Below are 22735 nucleotides of genomic sequence, written 5' to 3' on the forward strand. Positions count from 1 at the left end.
TCAACCTAAAAACTATATATAGCCTGAATTAGGCAGTTATACTACGACGACTGCTTAGTGCCAGGTCCATTCCTTTAGCAAAGGCCCCATTACCTAAAACATTTGCACAAGTAATTACGGGATCAAATAAAATATATAATGCGGTAATTAGTGACATCATGTCGGTATTAAATCCTAAATAACTTTCAAGAATTGGTAACATTACAATAATTCCTCCTCCAGGAATTGCTGCTACCGAAAATTTAGCCAGCACAAAATAACAACTGAAAGTTAAATAAGCAATTAAATCCGGTTCAGCAAAACCATAATTTTTTAGCACTGCATAAGCAAAGATAGGGATCGCAAAACAATCTCCAACTAAATGGATATTGACTGTTGCCGGAATTACCGAACGAGCTAGATCCTTATCAATAGCATTATTTTCGGCACCAATAATGGTTAACGGCATGCTAGCAGCGCTAGACATAGTACTAAACCCGGTAATAGCAGCTGGTAAAATATTCTTGATACTACGAATAAGTTCATTAAACTTTAAACTGCTAAATATATAATAAGTAATAGTAATATAGCTAAATTGTGCTAAAGCAACAATAATGAAAATTAAGGTATAATCTTTAATTATAGTATTAATTACTCCGTCATATTGCAATTTTACAATAAACCCAGCAACAAAAATCGGAATAAGATAGATAAACAATTTTAATATAATGGCAACTATATATTCCAGTTTGGTAGCAATTACTAAAGCTGCTGCTGGTTTATATCGCGCAGTTAGGATTCCTAGAATAACGCCTGCAAACATTGCTGTAGAGTTGGTCATTATCTGTGGTAATGACAGAAAAGAGTTGGCAGTAAGTCCTGCTATATTATTCGGAGTAATGATTGATAGATTAAAATCGTATATCCAAGAACCAATATAATGACTAATAAAAGTTGAAAAAAAATTAGAACAGCATACGGTAATTAGAATTATCGTAATAATACGAGTAGCGTTATTGGATAAATTTACTGCAGCTTTAAATAACAAACCAAAAATTATGAATGGCAATAAAAATATTATCAGTGACTTTATCGACAAGCTAATTGCATATAATAGTTGTTGATAGTTAAATGGTATAAACTGGTTTAAAAATATGACGGATAAGATTATTAATACCAAAATAAATGGCATTTTACGCAACATGACTTTACTCTCTTTAAAGATTACAACGGAAAATAATATGAAATAGTTGAAAAGTGATATGGTTTACCGGTTCGCACCGGTCGTTGCGGTAGCAGTTTGAGTAAAAATAATAGATAAGTGATGAAATTTAAACATGGAAGTAATTATACATTACTTCTTACCTAAAGTCCAATAAAATATAAAGGTTATTTCTGTGCATAATTTAGAAGTCCAAGAGTTAATTAGATCGTGGTATGAGTATCTTAAATTACAGAAGAATTATTCCCATCATACTTTGGACTCATATCTCCATGATTTGGAAAATTATCTGAATTTTATCACTAATTACCACGCTACAACTGCGAGCATAAATATCATTGCTGGTGTTGATATAAGATTTGTACGTAGCTGGCTCTCAGAGCGCTTACGTAATGGTTATAATTCTTCATCAAGTGCTAGAGCAATGTCAGCCATCAAGAATTTTTATAAATTCTTGGAAAAAAATCACGATATTAATTGTCATGCCATTTTTTCGATTAAGAATCCACGCAAACAAAAAAGATTACCTAAAGCATTATTGCTTGAAGAAGTAACTGAGTCGATAAAAAATTTAGAAGAAGAAGAAGATAGTGATAAGTGGATAACGCTTCGTAACAAAGCCTTATTAATATTAATTTATGCTGCAGGTTTACGTATATCTGAAAGTCTGTCTATTACTAAACAGCATCTTAAAAATCAGGAATTTATCCGAATCACTGGTAAGGGTGGCAAAGAGCGCATAATCCCATGGATTCAAATTGCAAGAGAGTATATAGAGTTATATTTAACAATATTACCATATCATATAGCAGAAGATGAGCCGATTTTTAGAGGAAAAGCTGGCAAAAAATTACAGCCAGCGGTATTTAATCGCGAATTAATTACCTTACGACGGCATTATGGCCTACCGGAACACCTAAGTGCGCATGCTTTTCGCCATAGTTTCGCTACACATTTATTAGAAAATGGAGCAGATTTGCGCTCAATACAACAAATGTTAGGGCATCAAAGCTTATCTACTACTCAAATCTACACTAAAGTTAATCCTAAATTATTGGAGAGCGCTTATGATAAGGCTCATCCAGCAGCCACTAAATCCAAGTGAGCATTCATAAATTTTAAGAAAGACTAGAGTGCTTCGATTTTTAATAAAATCTCAAGCAAGACTTTTTCTAAAAACCGTAAACCATAAAAAACTCAAGACTAGAAGCTTACTATTTTGTTAATTCTATGAGCCATTTCTCCTTTATGCAAATCGTTAATGGAAGATTGTTCCAACGCATGAACTAACAGCATCCCGTCGGTGGTATCAACCGTTACCGTACCCGGTGTTAAAGTAATAGAATTACCATATACAACTAACCCCATATCATTAAAGGCACTATCCTTAAACTCAACCCACTCAAATGATGGAGTTATGTTTAATTGTCGACTCCAAATAATTTTGATCACAGTAAAGCTGGATTTTAATATCTCTTGCACTAACCAAAAACAATAAAATATAAAGCCATAATTAAATTTACAATTTCTAGGTAATAGCCTAAGATAACTAGCAAAATAATAAGTTATAACAGGACAAATAACTGCCATACAGCTCCACAGTAGGCTACTGGGGAAACCACATAACCCATACCAAATCAGTAAAAAACTAACAAAGCTCCAGCATTTAGTGGCCACTTATTTCCATATCCTTATTTTGAATATTAGCGGTAAATGGCAGCAAGATTGCACTTACAAAAAATAACAAGCCAATGATTGCAAACATATCATTTATTGCAATCACAAAAGCATTAATGGTAATTGTTTTTTTTAGTACAAAATAGGCTGCTAGCTCTGGATCTCTAACTTTGCCAGCAAAAAAATTTTGAAAAATATTTAGTTTAGCAATAACATTACTGGAATTGGCACTAAGATGCTCTCCCAGGTACTGTTCATAAACTTTGCGCTTAGTAGTCAGCAAACTATTTACCACTGCTAAACCAATCGCTCCTCCTAAATTACGAGTTAAATTATACAAGCCACTAGCATTCTGGATCTGATCTCTGGCCATAGTTCCAAGAGCTATATCATTTACCGGTATAAAGCAGAACATTAGCGCCATTCCTCTAAATAATTGTGGAACTATAAACTCCTCAAATCTTGAATCTGCTGTTAAAAAGGAATCAAGGTAACAACCGGAACCAAACATACATAAACCAATTGCCAATACTAATCTATGATCTACTCCCATTGCTACCATTCGTCCGGCTATAGGAGCTGAAACAAATTGTGCCATACCAGTAATCATCATCGTCTGGCCAATCTGAATAGTATTATACTCGGCAATAGAAAATAAAAATAATGGCAATAAATATATAGCATTATACAATCCCATACCCAACATAAAGGAATATACACAACCAAGAGTAAAATTCCGGTTGTGAAACGCAGTTAAATCAAGAATAGGATTAACAAATGTCAACTCTCTAATAATTAAACTTATAAACCCCAAAAACACCATTATACTTAAAAGTAATATTTTATAATCATCAAACCATCCACATTTATTACCTTCTTCAAGAACATACTGCAACGCTCCCAAGCTAACTGCCATCAAGATAATACCAAGATAATCAAAGTTTTTTAATAAATTATAATTTGGTTGATCAAAATCAGCATAGAGGAAAACCATGGTACACACAAAGATTCCTGGTAATAAGTTAAGCAGGAACATAAAATGCCAGGAGAATATTTCGGTGATATATCCACCAAGTGTAGGGCCCAGTGTCGGAGCCATTGTTACTACTAACCCGATGATTATGGTGACAGTTGATCTCTGTTTTTGCGGAAATATAATAAATACTGTGCTAAATACAGTTGGGATCATAGCTCCGCCAAAGAATCCCTGTAAACTACGAAAAATAATCATTGATTCAATATTCCAGGCTAATGAGCATAAAACACTCATGATGGTAAAACCTACAGCGGCGATAAAATAAGAAATTCTTGTTGATAATAATCTGGCGATAAATCCAGTGATTGGAATAATAATAACTTCTGCAATAAGATATGAGGTTTGTACCCAAGATAATTCGTCTGGTGAAGCTGAAAGTCCTGCTGCAATCACCGACAGTGAACTAGCTACAATTTGTATATCTAGCACCGCCATAAACATACCCACTATCATCGCAAAAAATGCTAATAATTGTTTTTTGGATAATGGTGCTGGAGTGGTAGCGGCTACAGTCATTTAATTTAATATTATATTGCTTTTTATATTTATGTTCTAAGAGCCTGTCAGATCAGTAGATATAAGAGGTAATTTTGCTCACTAAAAACGCAGGCGAAGTTCCGAAACAAACCAAAAGACTACTTGCGGTACTCGACTTCGTTTCTCCTAAAACTTCCTCTCTTATATCTACTGATCTGACAGGCTCTAAATATTAATACAAGCAGTTGAATTAGTATAAATACACTAAGTCTCAAACTAATAAATCATTCCGATTACAACTAGTCATCCCAGACACACGATTGTCTTTAGAACGTATAGGTATCCCGAAACACATATGTCATCCCGAAACACATACGTATTCGGGATGACATTGGACTTCTTTGTGTACCTGATGACCAAGCTATAATAAGCGTAATCTAAATAAAGTAATAGGTGTTATTGGTCTGTGCGTATGGTAACTATCGCAGACATTCCTGGAACTAAATTAAACTGTTTAACCTCAGATTCTGTAAAATCTATTAGCACTGGAACTCGTTGCACTATTTTAGTAAAGTTACCGGTTGCATTATCAGGTGGGAATAAACTAAATTTAGCACCAGTAGCAGGTGAAATACTACGTATTTTGCCAACAAATCTTTTATTTGGCAATGCATCAAAAATAATCATCGCCTGCATTCCAACTTTCAATTTAGCTAGTTGTGTTTCCTTAAAATTAACCCTGATATATAATTTATTATTCGGTACAACAGAAAACAAAGGTACGCCGGGTTGAACAAAACTACCTACTCGTAATCCGCTATTTGAAACTATGCCATCAATGGGAGTTATAATTTTGGTATTATTTAAATGGAGCTCCGCTATATTACGTTCTTGTATTAACGATTCAAGTTTAGCTTCTGCAACTGCTTGCTGAGTATTTAATAATATAAGATTTTGTTCACTGGTTTGTAAGTTGAACGCTGTTTGTATATACTCGGATTTTGCTTTCTCAAACGCAATTCTGGCAATATCAAGTAATTTTTTACTGGTAAAATTATCTTTATTCAGTCCTATAGTTCTTCGATAATCAACTTCTATAATATCCAGGTTAGTTTTAGTATATTTTGCTATTTCTTTATTTTTTTCTAAATTAATTTGTTCTATAATAATTTTTTGTTTTATGATACTAACATCTTTAGTGCTAGCCTCAACATCAGCAACAGCTTTAGCCAAGTTAGCTTTATATTCTCCATCATCGATGGTAGCAATTAGATCGCCACAAGCAACTTGCGAATTTTCTAAAATCAGTATTTTATTAATCTTGCCACTGATCTCAGCGCTAACGTTAGATATATCTGCATCAATATAAGCATTATCAGAAGCTTGAGTATTACACCAAGCATAAAATTGGTATGATAAATATAATAATATTATTGCCCCAAGACATGCCAAATATTTCCAATATTTAAGATTTTGGTATTTTGCTATAGCTTTATGAATAATTAACATCTTATTATCTACATTCTCCTAGCAATAATTGCAGCAATGGGAATCGACAACAGATAGCTCACAGCTACTATTGGCAATGTATACCAAGGATATATAATAATATTAATAATAATAATCGCAGATAGAATCATTGATAATGACAAATATTCCGGTTTAATATGTACATTTTTTAGTAAAAATGTTGGTATTCTACTCGCTAGTAGCACTGCTACTATTGCAATATAAATATCTATCAGTATCGTATGAGAACGGATATTAATCTGTAACACTGTACTAATTTCAAAATCCAGTATCATTGGTATTAATGCAAGCAATGCTCCAGATGGAGCTGGGACACCTACAGAAAAATATTTTGATTTTTTATCTTGTTTATCATGAGCAAGAAATATCATAGTGTTAAATCGTGCTAGTCTTATTGCCATACATACTACAAATAATAGCATGGCAAACCAGGATAATAGCTTAAATTCATATTGCTGGAAAGACCACAGATAGATCATAATAGCAGGTGCTACACCAAAATTAGCAAAATCGCATAAAGAATCCAACTCTGCACCAAAAGGACTGGTTGCGTTTAGTAATCTGGCAACTCGACCATCAATACCATCTAAAACTCCAGCAATTAAAATACAATATACCGCTATTTCCCATCTACTATCCAAGGCAAATCTGATGGAGCTAACTCCAACAATAAGCCCTAACAAGGTAATAACATTAGGAATTAGCTTAGTGAATAATATTGGTTTGCTTATTCTAACTCTTTTCATTAAACTTCTTTCAATATTGTTCATTACATCGAGTAATAATGCTGTAATTATTTAAACTGCATTAGAATTAAGGTTTTGCATAACAACACAGTCATCCGAACTTAAAAAATAGTCATCCTAAACTTGTGTCAGGATGACTGCTTCTTTGCTTGAGATGGCTGTGTTGTTAATTTAACACCAGTAATTCTCATTACCGATTGTTATGATTGATGCTTTTAGAAGACGCCTATCTAGCTCTTTCAAACCGCCAGCACTAATTCAATACAAACAACTAACCTTATCTTTTTTCAAATTTTGGCTCGGAAGTTTTTTTAAGATTGAAATCTGCGATTACAGTTTCTCCCCCTATGCAAGTTTGCCCTCTACTGACAAGAACAGCCGTTTTTAATGGTAAATATAAATCTACTCTACTGCCAAAACGAATAATTCCATATCGCTCTCCAGCTTGAACCCGACTATCTTCTTCTAACTCACAAACAATTCTACGAGCAATCAAACCAGCAATTTGTACAAAAGCTATTTTATGTCCATCATTAGTTTCCATTAATACCGACTGGCGCTCATTATAGATACTAGCTTTATCTAATGAAGCATTAAAAAATTTACCAGGGTTATAATGTAGAGCCAAAATTTTGCCGCTTGCAGGTATACGGTTAACATGTACATTAAATATGTTTAAGAAAATACTAACTCTAATCATTTCTTCATCACTGAGCCCTAACTCAATTGGTGGCACTGCTTCAGTAATATTTTGGACAATCCCATCTGCTGGACTAATGACCAATTCATCAGCAACTGGTGTCATTCGATCAGGGTTACGAAAAAAATATATACACCATACAGTAGCAACAAAACTCAGCCATCCCAGTATAGCACTAAACGAAGCTAACAAAAATGTTATTGCTGCAAAACTAATTATAAAAATATAGCCTTCCTTATGAATAATTTTTGAAAAATCGCTATATTGTTTCATTATTTCTCTCTAATAAGTTATTTGCAGCATGATGATAATTTTCAAACTCCTGATGGTCAAGAGATATCTATAATTTATGGACAATGAACAGTTTAATAAGGTATGTATAGCAACGACCACTCAAGAAAAGATAATAAATTTAAGAGCCTGTCTTGAGAGTGTTCGCAGTTTTTAGAACAAGTCGTCTTGCTTGAGATTTTGTTAGAGCCTGTCTTGAAAGTAGATATAAGAGAGGAAGTTTTAGGAAAAACGAAGTCGAGTACCGCAGCGTACTTTTGGGTACGTGAGGAACGGAGACGAGTTTTGACGACAAAATTACCTCTTATATCTACTTTCAAGACAGGCTCTTAAAAATCAAAGCAATCCAGTCTTTAAGGTACGCTCCTCTTACTCGAGCTGATTTTTGGATCACGCAAGCCCCCTAATGGCTCTTCGTGATGTGATACCTTGTATGTGCTTGTATGCGGTATAGCTTCGACCATAAATGGTCTCAAAGCTTGATGATTTGACACAGCCCATTGAACACTATCTAAAACCCAGATAATTGCTATTATAACATTGATAATGTTCTAATCTTAGCTTTATGATGTATTTCATTCTGCGACATCACCACAATTGATGGCCTAAACCTTTCAATAATAGAGCGTACATACGGCCGAATAGTACTACTAGTTAGTAAAACCGGTATATATCCCTTAATCGCTTGCTCATCATATATCTTTTTAACCGCCGCAACAAATTCCTGCAATTTAGACGGTGGCATGGCCAACTGTTTATCATCCCCATCATTAACCAGGTTCTGAGTAAACAACCTTTCCCACTCAGAAGATACAGTAACTATTGGTATGAACCCTTCATTATTAGTGTTGATATGGCATATTTGTCTTGACAAACGTCCTCGTACAAACTCTGTAATTCCAGTCATATTTTTATTAGCACGCACAGCTTCAGCTATCGCTTCTAAAATACTGGGCAAATCTCTGATCGAAATCATTTCAGCTAATAAATTTTGTAATATTTTTTGTAAAGTGGCAATTGAAACTAAATCTGGAACCGTATCTTTTACCAATTTTTTATGCTCTTCACCTATTTCATCTAAAAGCTTCTGAGTTTCACTATAAGATAATAACTCTGTAATATTTTCTTTTACTAATTCAGTAAGATGCGTAGTAATAACTGTAGAAGCATCAACCACAGTATAATTATTAAACAATGCTTCTTCTTTATAACTTTCATCAATCCATTTGGCCGCTAATCCAAAAGCCGGCTCTTTGGTATGTTCACCAGGCATTTCTATGGATTGTGCTTTTGGATCCATAACTAACAATTTACCAACTCTTACTACCCCACGTCCTGCCTCCAATTCTTTAATTTTAATTACATAAGTTTCACTATCTAACTGAATATTATCTTGGATACGAACTGATTGCATAACAAAGCCATAATCTTTTGCTATTTGCTTACGCAAAGCTTTTATCTGTTCTGTTAAACGTTGTCCTTTACCATTGTTAACCATTGACAATAATCCATAGCCAATCTCAAGCCTTATTGCATCAAGCTGCAAGGTATCACTGATCGTTTCTTGGCTATTATCACTCACTCCCCCACTAGCAGTAGTGCCATCCTTTTTTTGTCCGGCTAATGCTCCTGAAGTAGCATTAGTCTTAGATGCTTGCTTCGTTTTATAAATTAAATATCCGGCTGCTACTGCTGTTAGCGTTAAAAGAAAAAAAGGAAAAAATGGTAATCCAGGAGCAAACGCCATCATCGTAGTAACGCCCGCTGTCATTAGCAACGGTTGTGGATATTGACCTAGCTGGCCAAATATGGCTTTGTCCGCTGAACCTGTAACTCCAGATTTAGTAACTAATAAACCCGAAGCCAATGAAATGATCAAAGAAGGAATTTGAGTAACCAAACCATCACCAATAGTTAATATAGTGTATGTTTGTATAGCTGTATCAAAGCTTAAATCGCGCTGCAAAATACCAATTATCATTCCACCAACTAAATTAATAAAAGTAATTACTAATCCAGCAATTGCATCTCCTCTAACAAATTTATTAGCTCCATCCATTGCTCCATAAAAAGTACTCTCATCTTCTAAGCTCTGCCTTCTAGCTTTAGCTCCTGCTTCATCAATGATTCCCGCCGCTAAATCGGCATCAACAGCCATTTGTTTACCAGGCATAGCATCTAAACTAAACCTTGCTGCAACTTCAGCTATCCTTCCAGAACCCTTGGTAATGACTATGAAGTTGATTATTGTTAGAATTAAGAACACTATTAACCCGATAACAACATTACCTTGCATCACCAGATGACCAAATGCTTCTATAACATGCCCCGCCGCATCAGCTCCAAGATGACCATTAGCGAGTATCAACCTGGTTGAAGCGATATTTAACGATAACCTAAGTAAAGTAGTTACTAGAAGAATCGTCGGAAAAACACTTAATTCCAAAGGCTTAGATATAAAAAGAGTGGTCATTAAAATGATTATTGATGAAGCAATAGAAAATGCTAATAGAAAATCAAGAAAACCAGTTGGTATAGGAAATAACAGCACCATTAAGATGCCCACTATACAACAAGCTAAAGCAACATCACTATATTGACTAATTCGTTTTAAAATTTGTAGTATCTGTGGCATATATCTATATTCCAAAGTATATATCTCTCTAGCATTTCTGTGGACTCGGACTTCATTAGACCTCTTCTCACAAACTCTACTTCTGTGAATGATTTAAGCACAGGTTCAGCACTCGAATCCGAAACAAACCAAAAGTACGCTGCGGATCAGTGTTTCGTGTCTCCTGACATCATTTCTCTAACACTTGAGTTTGTAAGAGAGGTCTATTTAATCTTAGGTTCTATACTTAATTTGCTACAAATCCTATTTCTATGATTTGCGCACCTTTATCTTAATTGCCATCTCGTAGTGCCAACAACACTGCGTCAGTCAGTTGTCTAACTTCAAGTGCCGCTTGAGAATTGGGTTCAGCTTCAACAACAGTGATGCCATGCATAAAACACGAACTAAACGCAACTCTATTACCGAGATAAGACGGTAATAAATTAGAAACATCAGAAATAACTTCCTTTGCCGTTTTTGAAGATGGATTATAACGATTCAAGATAATTTTGGCTAATTTTTTTTCGCCAGCAATAAAATCTAACGTTGTAGAAGTAGCCCATACATCAGTGGGGCTAGCCTGCATCGGCACTAACACTAAATCAGCTACTCTAATAGCTGCTTTGGAATCGATCTCTGTATGCGGAGGAGAATCTATCACTAGATAATCATACTTATTCTTAGATTGATCAATTGTTATATTTAACTTCCAGCCAACGCTATTATTAAATGTTATTCCCGTATATCCGACTCCAAAGCGTTTTTCTCTCAAACTATGCCAATGTGTTAAACTACCCTGCGGATCAATGTCCAGCAATAATACACGTCCACCTCTCTGTTTTAAAGCTACAGCTAAATGCGCTGCAATGGTAGTCTTACCAACTCCCCCTTTCTGTTGCGCAATCGTAATAATTTTCATCATAGTTAATTCTATGGGAATTTGCTGATTTGTAAAATAAATATCAGCTTATATCTAAATGATAGTACAAAAAAATATTATTTTGCTGTCGTACGTTGTTTTTCATACTAAATTTAATTATTAGTAGATATTATGCTTCTAGGTAGAACATCCTTGTTTAAAATAGTAAAGAAATTACCAAAATAACATAAATAATAATCTCATGTTATTAGATTGTAAATTAAGACTAGAAATTATTACATTTCAGTGCTATACATAGCAAAATTATAGCACTAACTTAGGTATATTTAGTTTTACGCTGTGTATATATAAATTACTTTTAAAGATTAATAAGCTAACTACGTGATAATTTTAAGTGCAGCCTAGTGAAACTAGATTAAGTTATGTACAATTTATGTACAATTGTCACACAGACAACCAAATTGGAGAGATGGCCGAGAGGCTTAAGGCGGCGGTTTGCTAAACCGTTATACGAGGAAACTCGTATCGGGGGTTCGAATCCCCCTCTCTCCGCCATTTTATAAGCGTCTAACTTTTTTGGCATAAATTTTCAAATATCAAAACCACCCTCAGAACCCCAGCATTCATAAGCTTTAGCGGCTTTTAGATGCATAGCACATGCGTACTTAGAGAATCGCAGAATCACTGATTTTACCCCAAAATCTCCCTTTTGCATCGAAGTTTCTCCGTTACATGCGAACGTCCGACACGAAGGTGCGCATGTCCATAACCCTTGATTTTACTGGGTTTTTGCAAAACCGGTCTTGAGGTTCGTTATTGGAGCTTTGATGCGCGCATGTACCCGCAGAGCGAGAATTTTCTGGTGAAATGCACCTAATGTGGTAAAATTATACTAGGGATTTACTAAGTAAATCAGTGTGTTATTTGAATAAATTACATGCAAGCTGCTGGCTTTTTGTCAGCATACCAGGAGAGCCTTGATGCTAGAAACACCTATTCTTCCTTTGATTCATTCAAATGAAGAATATGAAAAATTTAAACAGCAAATTGAAGTTCTGGAAGATTCTGCTAGAAGAATAATACATCGACATCAATTACCCGATTTACCGCTAGTGCTATTCTCTGAAGGCACAAACATTGTATTTGCCCATGGCAATAATCAAGTCATTAAAATCTTTCCACCTTTTCATCAAAATCAATACCAAAGTGAGCGACTGGTTCTGCAACACGTGCACAATAAGCTTCTCGTGAAAACACCAGCCTTGCAATATCATGGAGAATTTTCAGGCTGGCCCTATATTGTGATGAGCCAACTAGAAGGCACACTTTTGGAAACCAAATGGGAAGAAATGGATCACGCTAATAAAACAATCATTTTGAGTGAATTAGGGGCTTTAATAAAAGAAGAGCATGCTTTGCCAACTGAAGGGCTAAAAGCCATAGATAGCCATTGGGAACAGTTTATTAAGAAACAAATCGCTCATTGCGTAAAACAACATCAATCGAAGCAGCTTTCAGAAGAATTGTTGCAACAAATCCCAAATTTTCTTGACTCAGTTAAACCCATTCTTCCAAAAATAAACCAACCGGTTATTTTAACGGGGGAATACACCCCCATGAATTTTTTGGTTAAACAAATGGATGGCATTTGGCATATTGATGGGCTAATCGATTTTGGGGATGCTATGTTTGGATTACCGGAAAGATTGTGAGAGTGTTCGAATATGCTCATAAAACCTGATCTCAAAGACGAAGAAATCATTGCTTGTTTACAGGATACTTATAAACTGAACGTTGCAACGATCTCATTCCTTCCAATTGGGGCAGACTTCAACACAGCTGTTTATCGTGTGACAGCTACTGACGAAGCAGACTACTTCCTTAAATTAAGAAGCGGTAAATTTTTAGAAGCCTCGGTATCCGTTCCAAAATACTTGGCTGATCTCGGCGTTAAACAAGTGATACCACCTATACCAACCAAGACAGGGAAATTATGCTCTGGCCTGAGGTCATTCAAAACAATTCTCTATCCTTATGTCGAAGGGCGTAATGGTGTAGACGCTAAACCATCAGACGATCACTGGGTTCAATTTGGAGCAACCGTTAAAAAGCTTCATAGCCTTGGTATTCCCTCATCCATAACACAAGATGTATCAAGGGAGATGTTCTCTTCTAAATGGCGAGAAACCGTCAAAGCATTTCTGATACGCATTGAAAATGAAGTGTTTGAAGAGCCTGTTGCTGTAAAAATGGCACTGTTCCTGAAATCAAAAAGTAGCGAAATTCTTAAACTAGTCGAGCACGCTGAAACGCTTGCGATCACGACCCAGAAACAACCCCTCGACTATGTTTTATGCCACGCTGATATGCATGGCTGGAACTTGATTATTGACAAAGAAGGCTCTCTTTATATTGTTGACTTCGATACCCTCATTTTTGCACCTAAAGAACGAGACCTGATGTTTATCGGCGCTGGCATTTGGGACAGTGGTCGCACAGCTTCTGCCGAAGAACCACTATTTTATCAAGGTTACGGCAAAGCAGAAATCAATCATGATCTACTCGCCTATTACCGCTTCGAACGTATCATCCAAGATATCGGCGACTATTGTGAGTACATCTTTTTGTCTGATGAAGGTAGTCTTGATCGAATGCAATGCTTTGAACACTTACAGCCGGTTTTTCTGCCGAATGGCGCAATAGAGAGAGCTTGTCAGTTCGACAAGACGAGGGAGATTTTATGAGATTATATTTTATAGGTGGCGCCAGTGGCAGTGGTAAAACGGCAGTTATGCCTTATTTGAAAGAGCTGTTGGGAGATGGTATCGCTGTCTATGATTTTGATGATATAGGTGTACCCGAAGGCGCTGATAAAAAATGGCGTCAAGAATCCACAGAGAAGTGGTTGCAAAAATTATTGAGTAATGGAAAAGATGCTTGTTTGCTTGGTCAAATTGTTTTAGGAGAAATTCTTAGCTGCTCTTCAGCTAAACAAATAGATAAAATCAACTTCTGTCTTTTAGATGTGAATGATTTTGAAAGAATCGGGCGGCTCAAAAAACGTAACACCTATGGTGCTGATCAAAACATACTGAACTGATCCGCTTGGCTTCGCATGCACACCCGCGATCCGCAATGAACCCCCATGTTATCCAAGAAGATGCTGCAAGTATCATGGGGTTTAGCCGATTATCTGTTCTCAAAAGCTATGAAGTAGATGCTATAGAAAATAAAATAACAGCATACAATAACAGCCAAGCACCATTCATCCAAGAACAACCTTTTGTAAATTTAAATTTTTGTATAAAAGATGATAATGGAGTAATTATCGCGGGCATTACTTCTGTGATGTATTGTACATTGCTTAAAAAGATCCATTGATTTGATTGGCTTAATTTCGAGGGTGGGATCTGGCGATATAATTTTACTTGGCTTTTGCAAGGAAAGTTTGGTACGCAAATGAAAATTCCAGCCGCGCTATAAAAAGAGTGGATGATATTTGGCCTGACAGTACAACATTGGGAACTTGAGTCCTTCAACAATAGAGATTACCTCTGTCATATCTTCATCTGTTAGAGCCTGTCAGATCAGTAGATATAAGAGAGGAAGTTTTAGGAAAAACGAAGTCGAGTACCGCAGCGTACTTTTGGGTACGTGAGGAACGGAGACGAGTTTTGACGACAAAATTACCTCTTATATCTACTGATCTGACAGGCTCTTAACTCGCCTGCTATAAATACAAATAGATCGGGGCAATTCTCCATAACTAAAATCGCTTTAGATGGTAGCTCAAATATTTTGTCGGTTTTTTGTTGCTCAATAATTTCTCAAAGAATTCCTTGATTAGGGAAGGTTTTGAATTCTTCAATAATCTTTTTATCTAAAATTTTATCCAAGTGTTTTAACATATGGCTTTTTCCAAAATAAATTCACATCTCTGTGTAACCGTTAGCCCTTTGGGTACCATAATGATGTCAAAGCCAAACTCTTTATAAACATCCAGGTGAATCTCCTCAAAGACCAGCGCCTTTTCATAGCTAATTTTTCTGGCGTCCGTATGCTCGATAAAACCCATATTTTCGAAAAAGAAGACTTGGTTTTGGTAAACGTTGTTTTTGAGGCAGCGATCAATTTCATCAAGCAATACAAGCGAAGGCATAAATTCTGTATTTTTCCAATGAGCCAAATATTTACTAAGGGCGTAGGTGCAAAAAGGTGAGCGGTCGTAAAACTGCATATTTCCGGTAGAATTCATCTGCCGCTCTTTCTGCATAAATGTAATTTGATCCACAAACTCAGGCTCTTCCCATGGACGCATCTCACCCTTGGCTTGCTCTATGCTAATGACATCCGTTGCGGATTCGGGAATCATCACATACCCTAATTTTTCTAGCTCTATGATAACAGAGGTTTTTCCACTACCTGAAGTACCGGTGAAAATGAAGCGCTTTATCTGTACTGGATTATTCATATGTCCCACCTCTTTCAATCAATCCAACCAGCCTTATAGGCGCTTCTGTACCATCTTTGATTTTTTGATGGGAAGGACTAAACAGAAGCTTCCAGTCGGGGGCATACTATCTAAATTTGCTACATTTTCTATGATTATTTTTCCGGCACCCAAAAATGTTTTATGAACTTTAAAGCCATCTTCAGGTCGATCAGGAGAAAGCGTATCAATACCAAGAGCGCTCACCCCGCGTTCAAGCAAAAGTTCTGCAGCTTCAGCTGATACTGATGGGAACACATGATTGTTGTGGTATTTTGAAGGTGCGTGCCAAAATTTGCTCCAGCCGGTTTTAATCATCACACATGAGCCTTTACTAATCAGACCAAATTTACTTTCGAAGTCAGCAATATCTTGTACACTGAGGTTATAGCGTTCATGGCATTTATCTGATACATCAATGACCGCACAAGGCATGATCAAATCATTTACATCGAAATCATGAATGAATCTCCCACCAGGAATACAGTGACTTGGCGCATCCATATGCGTACCGATTCCCGCATGCATTCCGACTTTCATGACACGGAATTTATCTTGCGCCTCGCAATCAGCGTAATCTATATGCACATCATGATTAAACCCGCATCCGCCGCTCCAAGTAGGGATCGTGCTATCGAGTTCATGAGTTAAGTCGATAAGTTTATAGATGAAAGTCATTTCTGTATTACCTTAGATGTTATAGTTTTGTATTTATTTGTCATTTTATTTAAGAAATATATGAGAATTATTGCTGTAAAAGCAGATGCGGCGTAGCCAGCATTACTATCCCCTGGAAGCAAAATTTTTCGCACAAAAACTCCAACCCCAGCTATCAAAATGGCAATATATGCCGCACCTATTGATGAAGCATGAATATGCAACCAATTTTCAGGCTTAAGTCGAATTGCATAAATTGCCCTTGAAAGCCACATTATCACTAATAAAGATAGCATGTGAATTAGAGAAAATTTATTATTATATATTCCAAAGGACGAGATGGCGGAAATAAACATGCAAACAATAAACATCCAACCTAACACTTTATGAATTTTTGTTCCTTTAATTTGCAAAAGATTGGCAGATCCCAATACTAAGGCAACAATCGAGGAAATAGAGTGTATTAATATGAATATGGTCATGATTTTATTTTTACCTAAATTTCTTCGTAAACCACAGCACCAGGTCATCATCAAGCGGATAGCAATTACCCGGTACTGTTGGTTCGTAATTATAAGTAACGCCTTTGCCATCAGGGATATAGCCGCGCTTCACGTAAAGTTTTTGAGCTGCTCCATAGCCACCATCTGCGCCTGCATATAGGCCAACACCGATGCCAATGATTTGGCTTTTCGTTGCAGCTTGTTTTTCCGCTGTATCAAGCAGTAAGGAGCCAACACTCATTTTTCGAAAGTCAGGTAATACGTTTAAATCCATAATCTCTGGGATATTTTGCGCTTTAAATGACGGATATTGTGATTGCCATTTTAAGGTTACATAACCGGCAAACTCATCTTTGACGTGAGCCACCCAAACAAGCCGTTCGCCTGCTTCTTGTTCCTTTAAATATCCTGCAAAAAGTGATGCCGGTTTATTCCAACCGATTTGGTTAAAGGCGTCAGAAATAACCGCAATGTCTTCTTCTATAAAGTGGCGAATTTGAATCAGATTCTTCATAATACTTTACCCACAGGAACATCTGGAGGACCGCATTCATCACCCACCCGGATCATCAAATGGCATTTCTGTATAGCCGTTTTTGAGATAGAACCTTAAACTGCTTTGTCTGGATTCAGCATGAATGCTTTTAATGCCTAAGCTGTGCAGCCTATTTCTCTATGAGTTCCAAAAACTTGCTTCCAAAACTTTGGTTACGTTTATTCTCATCAGTGGCAATAATACGAATTGCTGCTCTTTTATCAGGCCAAAATTGAATGTGAGCATAAGCCACAATCTCTACGCCTTGATATAAGACAAGATGAGCATGCTCTTCGTGTTTAAAAGTCCACGTATAGGGATCATCGATACCGTGGGAGCCAAAGAAATAGGTGTCCCGGAAATGCTTAGCCGCTTGCCACTCTTTTGTAGTTAGGTCATTATAAACAAAACGTAAAACACACTGCCCAGCTTTTTGATCAATACTTGCTATAAAAAATTCTTTTCTGAAACAATAAGAAGAAATATCGTTTGGAAATTGTTCTGCTAGATCCAATTTTAGATTAGCATAAGCTTCCATGTCTTGAGGATGTGCTCGCATCCAATCTCTGAATCTAATATGCCGTTCAATTTCTGGATCATCTTGTTCAAAAGCATGGATATTATAACTTATAAGCAATTCTTCTTTCTGAAAAAATCGGCGACAAGGGATGCCACACTCACCTCTAGATATGTATCCCAGAGCTTCCATCGCAGAATTGTAGTTATCAACCTTAGTAATATTCCGAACTACAGGAATCATATCGATAATTGGCTTAGCAGCAAGACCTGGAACTGACGTTGATCCAATATGGTGAAGCGCTAAACAATTCTCACCCAAGGCACTTTTAATGAGTGCCGCTTCCTTTTCATAAATATGTGGCCAATTTGGATCGTAAGGGACAACTTGAATTGCTCTAGACATTGCGAAACTCTACATAACGTTGATTGTTAAAATAGCTTTTGATACCAAAACCAACACCTGGAATCATAGGCTCAGGCAACTTATATGGATCAAACCATCTCAAAAAATCCTGCTTTAAAGGCTCTAAATTTATGGGCTCTTGGTCATCATCCAAATGACTTACAAAAAACAGTTCTAAAGCATAAAATTTTTTCATAGGGTCAAAATAATCTTTCTCTATAAGAAAAACTGTTGTTTCTAAAGTCACATCCTTGATCTTGAGCCCGACTTCTTCTTCAGCTTCACGAATAATCGCTTCTTTTGGTGATTCACCTACCTCAATACCTCCTGTCACGCAATGCCAATGAGAAGCCCATATCTTATTAGATTTAAAAGAATGTTATCTGCTTTATTAAGCACAAAAGGTAAGTATCGATATTTGATGTACGTAATTCCTCGCCAAGTGAAGTTATCAAAAACAATAAAATTCATTACAATTAAACTTGCTGGGAAAACTAAAACAGAAATGTCTTTAGCAGCGTTTGGCAACAAGTTAATGATTTGCTTAATCAGCATGCTGTTAAATGGCCCCCAAAAGCCAGCTACAAAAGCAAGTAGAGTGTAAAACATTACTGCACATTTATATTCTTTTATAACACTCCATATAAATGGAAAGAGTGTCTTTGGTAATTCTGTATTTGTAGCTTTAGTCATCTTCATCAATTCCAAAAATTATTTCTTGCCCCTTATGCACACCTTTATCTTGACATACTTTGGTGTTTTATGCAAATATATTCTGTGCACAGACAGTATGCTTTGTGCAAATAATTGTTTAAAGGAGATCATTTACATGCATCAGCACCCAACTAATATCAACCAACAAAGCGAACCAGCTAAATAATCAGAGAGGAAAGGAATGAAAAAGACATCAAAAACTAACTGGAACAATATGAATGACGTATCAGGGTTCTTGCTCTATTCTGCTTATTTTGCGTGGAAGCGTGCGACCCTCAGCACGTTATTGCCTCATGACCTTACTCACGTTCAGTTTATGCTTTTGATGTCCATTGGGTTCTTAAAAAAAGATGGAGCCGATGTGTCACAAAATGACCTGGCTAAGTGCTTGAGCTTTGATGTGACCATGACGTCTCAGGTGCTGCGCGCCTTAGAAAAGAGAGGGCTCTTGAAGCGTTCTCAAAAAGAAGGAGACGAACGGTCTAAGTTCTCCGAGCTCACAGATGCCGGAGTGGCTAAAATCCAAAGGGCAGCAAAGGATTTACTCAAAGCAGAAGAATCCTTTTTCGCGAGTTTAGGCGAGCATAAACAAGAATTTGATGGGCATTTACGAGGTATTTTACAACAACAAACAGCGGACGGGGCATGAGCAAGATTATCTTTTTAAACGGATGTGGCTCTAGTGGCAAAACTTCTATTGCAAAGGCCATTCAGCACGAAAGTCCAAATCTTTGGCTAAGCTTTGGCGTTGATACATTCATTGATATGATCCCATTCGGAAGAATCGAGCCGTACTTGAAATTTATCCCCGGACAAAATGAGCGTGGCCTTACAATGCATGTCGAATCAGGGTTAGAAGGAGGGAAACTATTTAGTGCTATGCCAAAATTTGCTGAAATGCTAGCGACCAGCGGAAACAACCTTATTATCGACGAGGTATTGTTCGATGAAGAAGCATTAAAAGATTATGTCCGATATTTAAAGACGCACACAGTTTATTACATCGGCATTTTTTGTGATCTTGAAGTTATGCAAGAACGCGAAGTTTTAAGACGTGATCGATGCATTGGCCTCTCGAATGATCAAATCGATAGAGTGCACCAAGGCTTTTTAAATCAATACGACTTTAAAGTTGATACAACTTCTATATCTCCTTCCCGCGCCGCTCGCCTAATATTGAAGTTTATTGATGATAACCCTGTGCCGAAAGCTTTTCAGTCATTAGGAAAGCAGGAGTAGATTATGACTATAACCTTCGCACCACTCCATGAATCACATTTTCCGCTGCTGCTAAAGTGGTTAGAGTCGCCTCATGTCAAAAAATGGTGGGATCAGGATGTGACCTATACAATGGAGTTGGTGGAGAAAAAATTTGGCAAACATACCCACGGCATCGCTCTCTCAAAAAATTCAAACCAGAAAACATACGCTTACATAATCTGTTTAGACGAAGAAATGATAGGTTACATACAAGCTTATAATGCTCATGATTTCGCGCAAGAAAACTGCTTCGATTTGAGCGCTATTTCTGGCTCTGTATGCGGTGTAGATTTATTTATTGGAGAATCATCATTCTTACACAAAGGATTGGGAACGAGTATTTTAAATGAATTTGAAAATCAGATACTAACTCCACATTTTGATTGGTGCCTAATTGATCCAGCAAAAGACAATATGGTTGCGATTAAGGCTTTGACAAAAGCCGGGTTTAAAATATTTGAGCAATTTCAAACAAACTCAACCGCTTGGATGATTAAAGAATTATCATCTGTCTCATTTTCATATGATCCTGTCCCTAGTTTTGATGAAAAAATCTCATTCGCATTACGGCACCAATGTCAAGATTTAACCGGCATCAAAACAGACTTTGAGCAAATTAGCATTTATTTAAACCATAAACAAATCAATGTTGCCGGAGCAATTTGTTATATTCACGGCAAAATACTCTGGTGCGATTCAATTTATGTTGAAGAAGATTTTCAAGACAAAGGTTTTGGCAAGAAGCTTATAGCCAAATTATTTGACCTAAGCGTAACGAAAAATCTGCGTGAGGTTCAGCTAAATACTTATTTTCCAAAAGCACACATGTTTTTCAAAAAATGTGGATTTGAAGAAGTGGCTGTTATTCCAAATTGGAAATATGACCTAACATGCTATTTGATGAGGAAAATGATATGAGAAATGAACCACTAGCAACCATCCAAAAGCTTATTAAAGAACGCTATGTAGATGCCAAAGCAGTATTTTGGGCAGGATCAGTTGCGGCAAATCAGGGAACAAATGCATCTGATCTGGATCTTGTTATTGTTTATGAATCCATGCCAAATGCTTATCGAGAAGCTTTTGTTTATGATGGTTGGCCTATTGACGCATTTATTCACGATCTAGACACCTTGCGGTATTTTTTTGAAGAATCAAGAACTGGAAATGGTATCTCTGGCTTGAGCTATATGATCCTGAATGGACGTGAGGTAACCAACTCCAGCGCTTTTTCAGAAAATGTTAAAACACTTGCACAAGAAGTTTTAAATGCAGGGCCAGCCACATGGGATCAAGAACAAATTGACAAAGAACGGTTTTTAATTACCGATGTTTTGGATGATATTAAAAATCCAGTCGGGCGCGATGAGCAGATTGCATCCACTGGATGGTTGCTTGAAGCTCTTGGGCAATTTTATTTTAGAAGCCAAAATAAGTGGTGCGCGAGTGGTAAATCAATTATCCGTTATCTGAAAAGCGATAATCCCGATCTTGCCACAGAATTTACTAAATCGTTTGAAAGCCTTTTTCAAACAGGCAGCTTTGTGCTTTTAGATTTATTAGTAAAAAAAATCCTAGAACCCTACGGTGGATTATTTTGGAATGGATTCAGGTCAGATGCATCCAAAAAGGCTAAAATTCTAAAAACAATTCTCTTAAAAGAATTAAAAAATAACTATCGAATATATTTGGATGAATCAGATAATAAATGCGCCAGCAAAATTATTCTTAAAGGTTTAAAGGCATACAACAAATCAAAAATTGGATCTTATTCCAGAGAGAATTTTGTACTATTCGTTAAAAACCAGTATGAAGATATCATTGCTGGCATGAGAGGAGATATCCTTGGTGAACTGTGTGGCCTGCACCTTCTATGGGTTGACCAAGAGCATAGACTAAAAGGGATAGGAAAAAATATTATAAATGCACTTGAAGAATACGCATTATCTAAAAAGTGCAAAATAATTCAATTAGACACCACCGAATTTCAGGCAAAGGATTTCTATAAAAAGTATGGATATCTGGAAATCGCTACCCTTGACAAAGGGTTTATGGGTTACAACCAATACATCATGAGAAAAACATTATCTGACAGCAAGTCAGAAGCAAATACAAACAAAATCCTCGATGAACTTAAATCAAGAGAGCCAATTTTCCATCACCCTGAAAGGTTTGGAAAAACAAAAGAAGATATTTCCAAGCAAATGTGTGATGACTTTTGGACAGTTGGCGCATCAGGTAATGTCTATACCAAACAAGATGTCATAGAAACTCTGCTTGCGCGCTATAACGACCCGGATTATCAAGACATTTGGGAAGCAAAAGACTTTGAGCTCACAAAAATCGCACCGGATAATTATTTGACTTCCTACATTCTTATCCAAGACAAAACAAGAGTAACAAGAAGGTCGACACTTTGGCGAGCCGTAAATGGTGATTGGAAGATCCTCTATCACCAAGGAACTGTAATTGATGGAGGTAGCGCATGAGCAAGAATAAT

The 22735-nt window shown here is 36.6% G+C and carries 24 protein-coding genes and 1 tRNA gene; 10 read left to right on the forward strand and 15 right to left on the reverse strand.

Going from position 1 to position 22735, the window contains the following annotated elements:
* Nucleotides 1–28: 28 nt before the first annotated feature.
* Complete coding sequence (locus tag Trichorick_RS02800) at nt 29–1183, reverse strand: cation:dicarboxylate symporter family transporter (protein WP_323738736.1); 1155 nt, start codon at nt 1181–1183, stop codon at nt 29–31.
* 193 nt (nt 1184–1376) lie between these two features.
* On the opposite strand from Trichorick_RS02800, the gene Trichorick_RS02805 reads away from it, so the two are divergent.
* Entirely contained in the window at nt 1377–2306 is a 930-nt protein-coding gene (locus tag Trichorick_RS02805; protein WP_323738737.1) for a tyrosine recombinase XerC, read from the forward strand.
* A 98-nt stretch (nt 2307–2404) separates the two neighbouring features.
* On the opposite strand, the gene Trichorick_RS02810 is transcribed toward Trichorick_RS02805, so the two are convergent.
* The 7 genes from Trichorick_RS02810 to parA form a co-directional block, all read right to left on the reverse strand.
* Complete coding sequence (locus Trichorick_RS02810; RefSeq protein WP_323738738.1) at nt 2405–2878, reverse strand: Na+/H+ antiporter subunit E; 474 nt, start codon at nt 2876–2878, stop codon at nt 2405–2407.
* Nucleotides 2868–4430, reverse strand: a complete 1563-nt coding sequence (locus tag Trichorick_RS02815) for a DHA2 family efflux MFS transporter permease subunit (RefSeq protein ID WP_323738739.1) — start codon at nt 4428–4430, stop codon at nt 2868–2870. Before Trichorick_RS02815 ends, Trichorick_RS02810 begins: the two co-directional genes overlap by 11 nt.
* Before the next feature lie 417 nt (nt 4431–4847).
* Nucleotides 4848–5900 carry an HlyD family secretion protein gene (locus tag Trichorick_RS02820; protein ID WP_323738740.1) on the reverse strand — a complete coding sequence of 351 codons (1053 nt, stop codon included), beginning with the start codon at nt 5898–5900 and terminating at the stop codon, nt 4848–4850.
* Nucleotides 5901–5908: 8 nt separating this feature from the next.
* The gene (locus Trichorick_RS02825; protein ID WP_323738741.1) at nt 5909–6667 is read right to left on the reverse strand and encodes a CDP-alcohol phosphatidyltransferase family protein; all 759 of its coding nucleotides are present in this window, start codon (nt 6665–6667) and stop codon (nt 5909–5911) included.
* Between the two features lie 277 nt (nt 6668–6944).
* Nucleotides 6945–7640, reverse strand: a complete 696-nt coding sequence (locus tag Trichorick_RS02830) for a phosphatidylserine decarboxylase (protein WP_323738742.1) — start codon at nt 7638–7640, stop codon at nt 6945–6947.
* A 550-nt stretch (nt 7641–8190) separates the two neighbouring features.
* On the reverse strand, nt 8191–10293 hold the full coding sequence (gene flhA, locus Trichorick_RS02835) for a flagellar biosynthesis protein FlhA (RefSeq protein WP_323738743.1): 2103 nt from the start codon (nt 10291–10293) through the stop codon (nt 8191–8193).
* 271 nt (nt 10294–10564) lie between these two features.
* Complete coding sequence (gene parA, locus Trichorick_RS02840) at nt 10565–11197, reverse strand: ParA family partition ATPase (RefSeq protein ID WP_323738744.1); 633 nt, start codon at nt 11195–11197, stop codon at nt 10565–10567.
* Nucleotides 11198–11618: 421 nt separating this feature from the next.
* On the opposite strand from parA, the gene Trichorick_RS02845 reads away from it, so the two are divergent.
* From Trichorick_RS02845 to Trichorick_RS02865, 5 genes are all read left to right on the forward strand, one after another.
* Nucleotides 11619–11710 (forward strand) — tRNA-Ser (locus tag Trichorick_RS02845).
* Nucleotides 11711–12135: 425 nt separating this feature from the next.
* The gene (locus tag Trichorick_RS02850; protein WP_323738745.1) at nt 12136–12867 is read left to right on the forward strand and encodes a phosphotransferase; all 732 of its coding nucleotides are present in this window, start codon (nt 12136–12138) and stop codon (nt 12865–12867) included.
* A 12-nt stretch (nt 12868–12879) separates the two neighbouring features.
* Nucleotides 12880–13899, forward strand: coding sequence for a phosphotransferase enzyme family protein (locus Trichorick_RS02855; RefSeq protein ID WP_323738746.1), 1020 nt, complete (start codon nt 12880–12882; stop codon nt 13897–13899).
* On the forward strand, nt 13896–14255 hold the full coding sequence (locus Trichorick_RS02860) for an AAA family ATPase (RefSeq protein WP_323738747.1): 360 nt from the start codon (nt 13896–13898) through the stop codon (nt 14253–14255). The genes Trichorick_RS02855 and Trichorick_RS02860 overlap by 4 nt, the downstream gene beginning before the upstream one ends.
* Nucleotides 14256–14290: 35 nt before the next feature.
* Nucleotides 14291–14536, forward strand: coding sequence for a hypothetical protein (locus Trichorick_RS02865; RefSeq protein WP_323738748.1), 246 nt, complete (start codon nt 14291–14293; stop codon nt 14534–14536).
* A 520-nt stretch (nt 14537–15056) separates the two neighbouring features.
* Here the strand turns inward: Trichorick_RS02865 and Trichorick_RS02870 are convergent.
* The 7 genes from Trichorick_RS02870 to Trichorick_RS02900 form a co-directional block, all read right to left on the reverse strand.
* Nucleotides 15057–15626 carry an AAA family ATPase gene (locus Trichorick_RS02870; protein WP_323738749.1) on the reverse strand — a complete coding sequence of 190 codons (570 nt, stop codon included), beginning with the start codon at nt 15624–15626 and terminating at the stop codon, nt 15057–15059.
* Between the two features lie 33 nt (nt 15627–15659).
* Nucleotides 15660–16322 carry a cyclase family protein gene (locus Trichorick_RS02875; RefSeq protein ID WP_323738750.1) on the reverse strand — a complete coding sequence of 221 codons (663 nt, stop codon included), beginning with the start codon at nt 16320–16322 and terminating at the stop codon, nt 15660–15662.
* Entirely contained in the window at nt 16319–16783 is a 465-nt protein-coding gene (locus Trichorick_RS02880; RefSeq protein ID WP_323738751.1) for a DUF2306 domain-containing protein, read from the reverse strand. The genes Trichorick_RS02875 and Trichorick_RS02880 overlap by 4 nt, the downstream gene beginning before the upstream one ends.
* Before the next feature lie 10 nt (nt 16784–16793).
* Entirely contained in the window at nt 16794–17318 is a 525-nt protein-coding gene (locus tag Trichorick_RS02885; protein ID WP_323738752.1) for a GNAT family N-acetyltransferase, read from the reverse strand.
* 151 nt (nt 17319–17469) lie between these two features.
* Nucleotides 17470–18261 carry a GrpB family protein gene (locus tag Trichorick_RS02890; protein ID WP_323738753.1) on the reverse strand — a complete coding sequence of 264 codons (792 nt, stop codon included), beginning with the start codon at nt 18259–18261 and terminating at the stop codon, nt 17470–17472.
* Nucleotides 18254–18595 (reverse strand): NUDIX domain-containing protein, encoded by a 342-nt coding sequence (locus Trichorick_RS02895; RefSeq protein ID WP_323738754.1) that lies wholly within the window; start codon nt 18593–18595, stop codon nt 18254–18256. The genes Trichorick_RS02890 and Trichorick_RS02895 overlap by 8 nt, the downstream gene beginning before the upstream one ends.
* A complete protein-coding gene (locus tag Trichorick_RS02900) occupies nt 18592–18954 on the reverse strand; it encodes a hypothetical protein (RefSeq protein WP_323738755.1) in 363 nt (120 codons plus the stop codon). The genes Trichorick_RS02895 and Trichorick_RS02900 overlap by 4 nt, the downstream gene beginning before the upstream one ends.
* 202 nt (nt 18955–19156) lie before the next feature.
* On the opposite strand from Trichorick_RS02900, the gene Trichorick_RS02905 reads away from it, so the two are divergent.
* The 4 genes from Trichorick_RS02905 to Trichorick_RS02920 are packed head-to-tail and all read left to right on the forward strand — an operon-like array spanning nt 19157 to nt 22724.
* Nucleotides 19157–19624: a MarR family winged helix-turn-helix transcriptional regulator gene (locus tag Trichorick_RS02905; RefSeq protein ID WP_323738756.1), complete on the forward strand. Its 468-nt coding sequence runs from the start codon at nt 19157–19159 to the stop codon at nt 19622–19624.
* On the forward strand, nt 19621–20214 hold the full coding sequence (locus Trichorick_RS02910) for a chloramphenicol phosphotransferase CPT family protein (RefSeq protein WP_323738757.1): 594 nt from the start codon (nt 19621–19623) through the stop codon (nt 20212–20214). The genes Trichorick_RS02905 and Trichorick_RS02910 overlap by 4 nt, the downstream gene beginning before the upstream one ends.
* A 3-nt stretch (nt 20215–20217) precedes the next feature.
* The gene (locus Trichorick_RS02915; RefSeq protein ID WP_323738758.1) at nt 20218–21153 is read left to right on the forward strand and encodes a GNAT family N-acetyltransferase; all 936 of its coding nucleotides are present in this window, start codon (nt 20218–20220) and stop codon (nt 21151–21153) included.
* Nucleotides 21150–22724 (forward strand): GNAT family N-acetyltransferase, encoded by a 1575-nt coding sequence (locus Trichorick_RS02920; protein ID WP_323738759.1) that lies wholly within the window; start codon nt 21150–21152, stop codon nt 22722–22724. Before Trichorick_RS02915 ends, Trichorick_RS02920 begins: the two co-directional genes overlap by 4 nt.
* The last annotated feature ends 11 nt before the right edge of the window (nt 22725–22735 follow it).

It is taken from the genome of Candidatus Trichorickettsia mobilis, assembly GCF_034366785.1.
Taxonomy (GTDB): Bacteria; Pseudomonadota; Alphaproteobacteria; order Rickettsiales; family Rickettsiaceae; genus Trichorickettsia; species Trichorickettsia mobilis_A.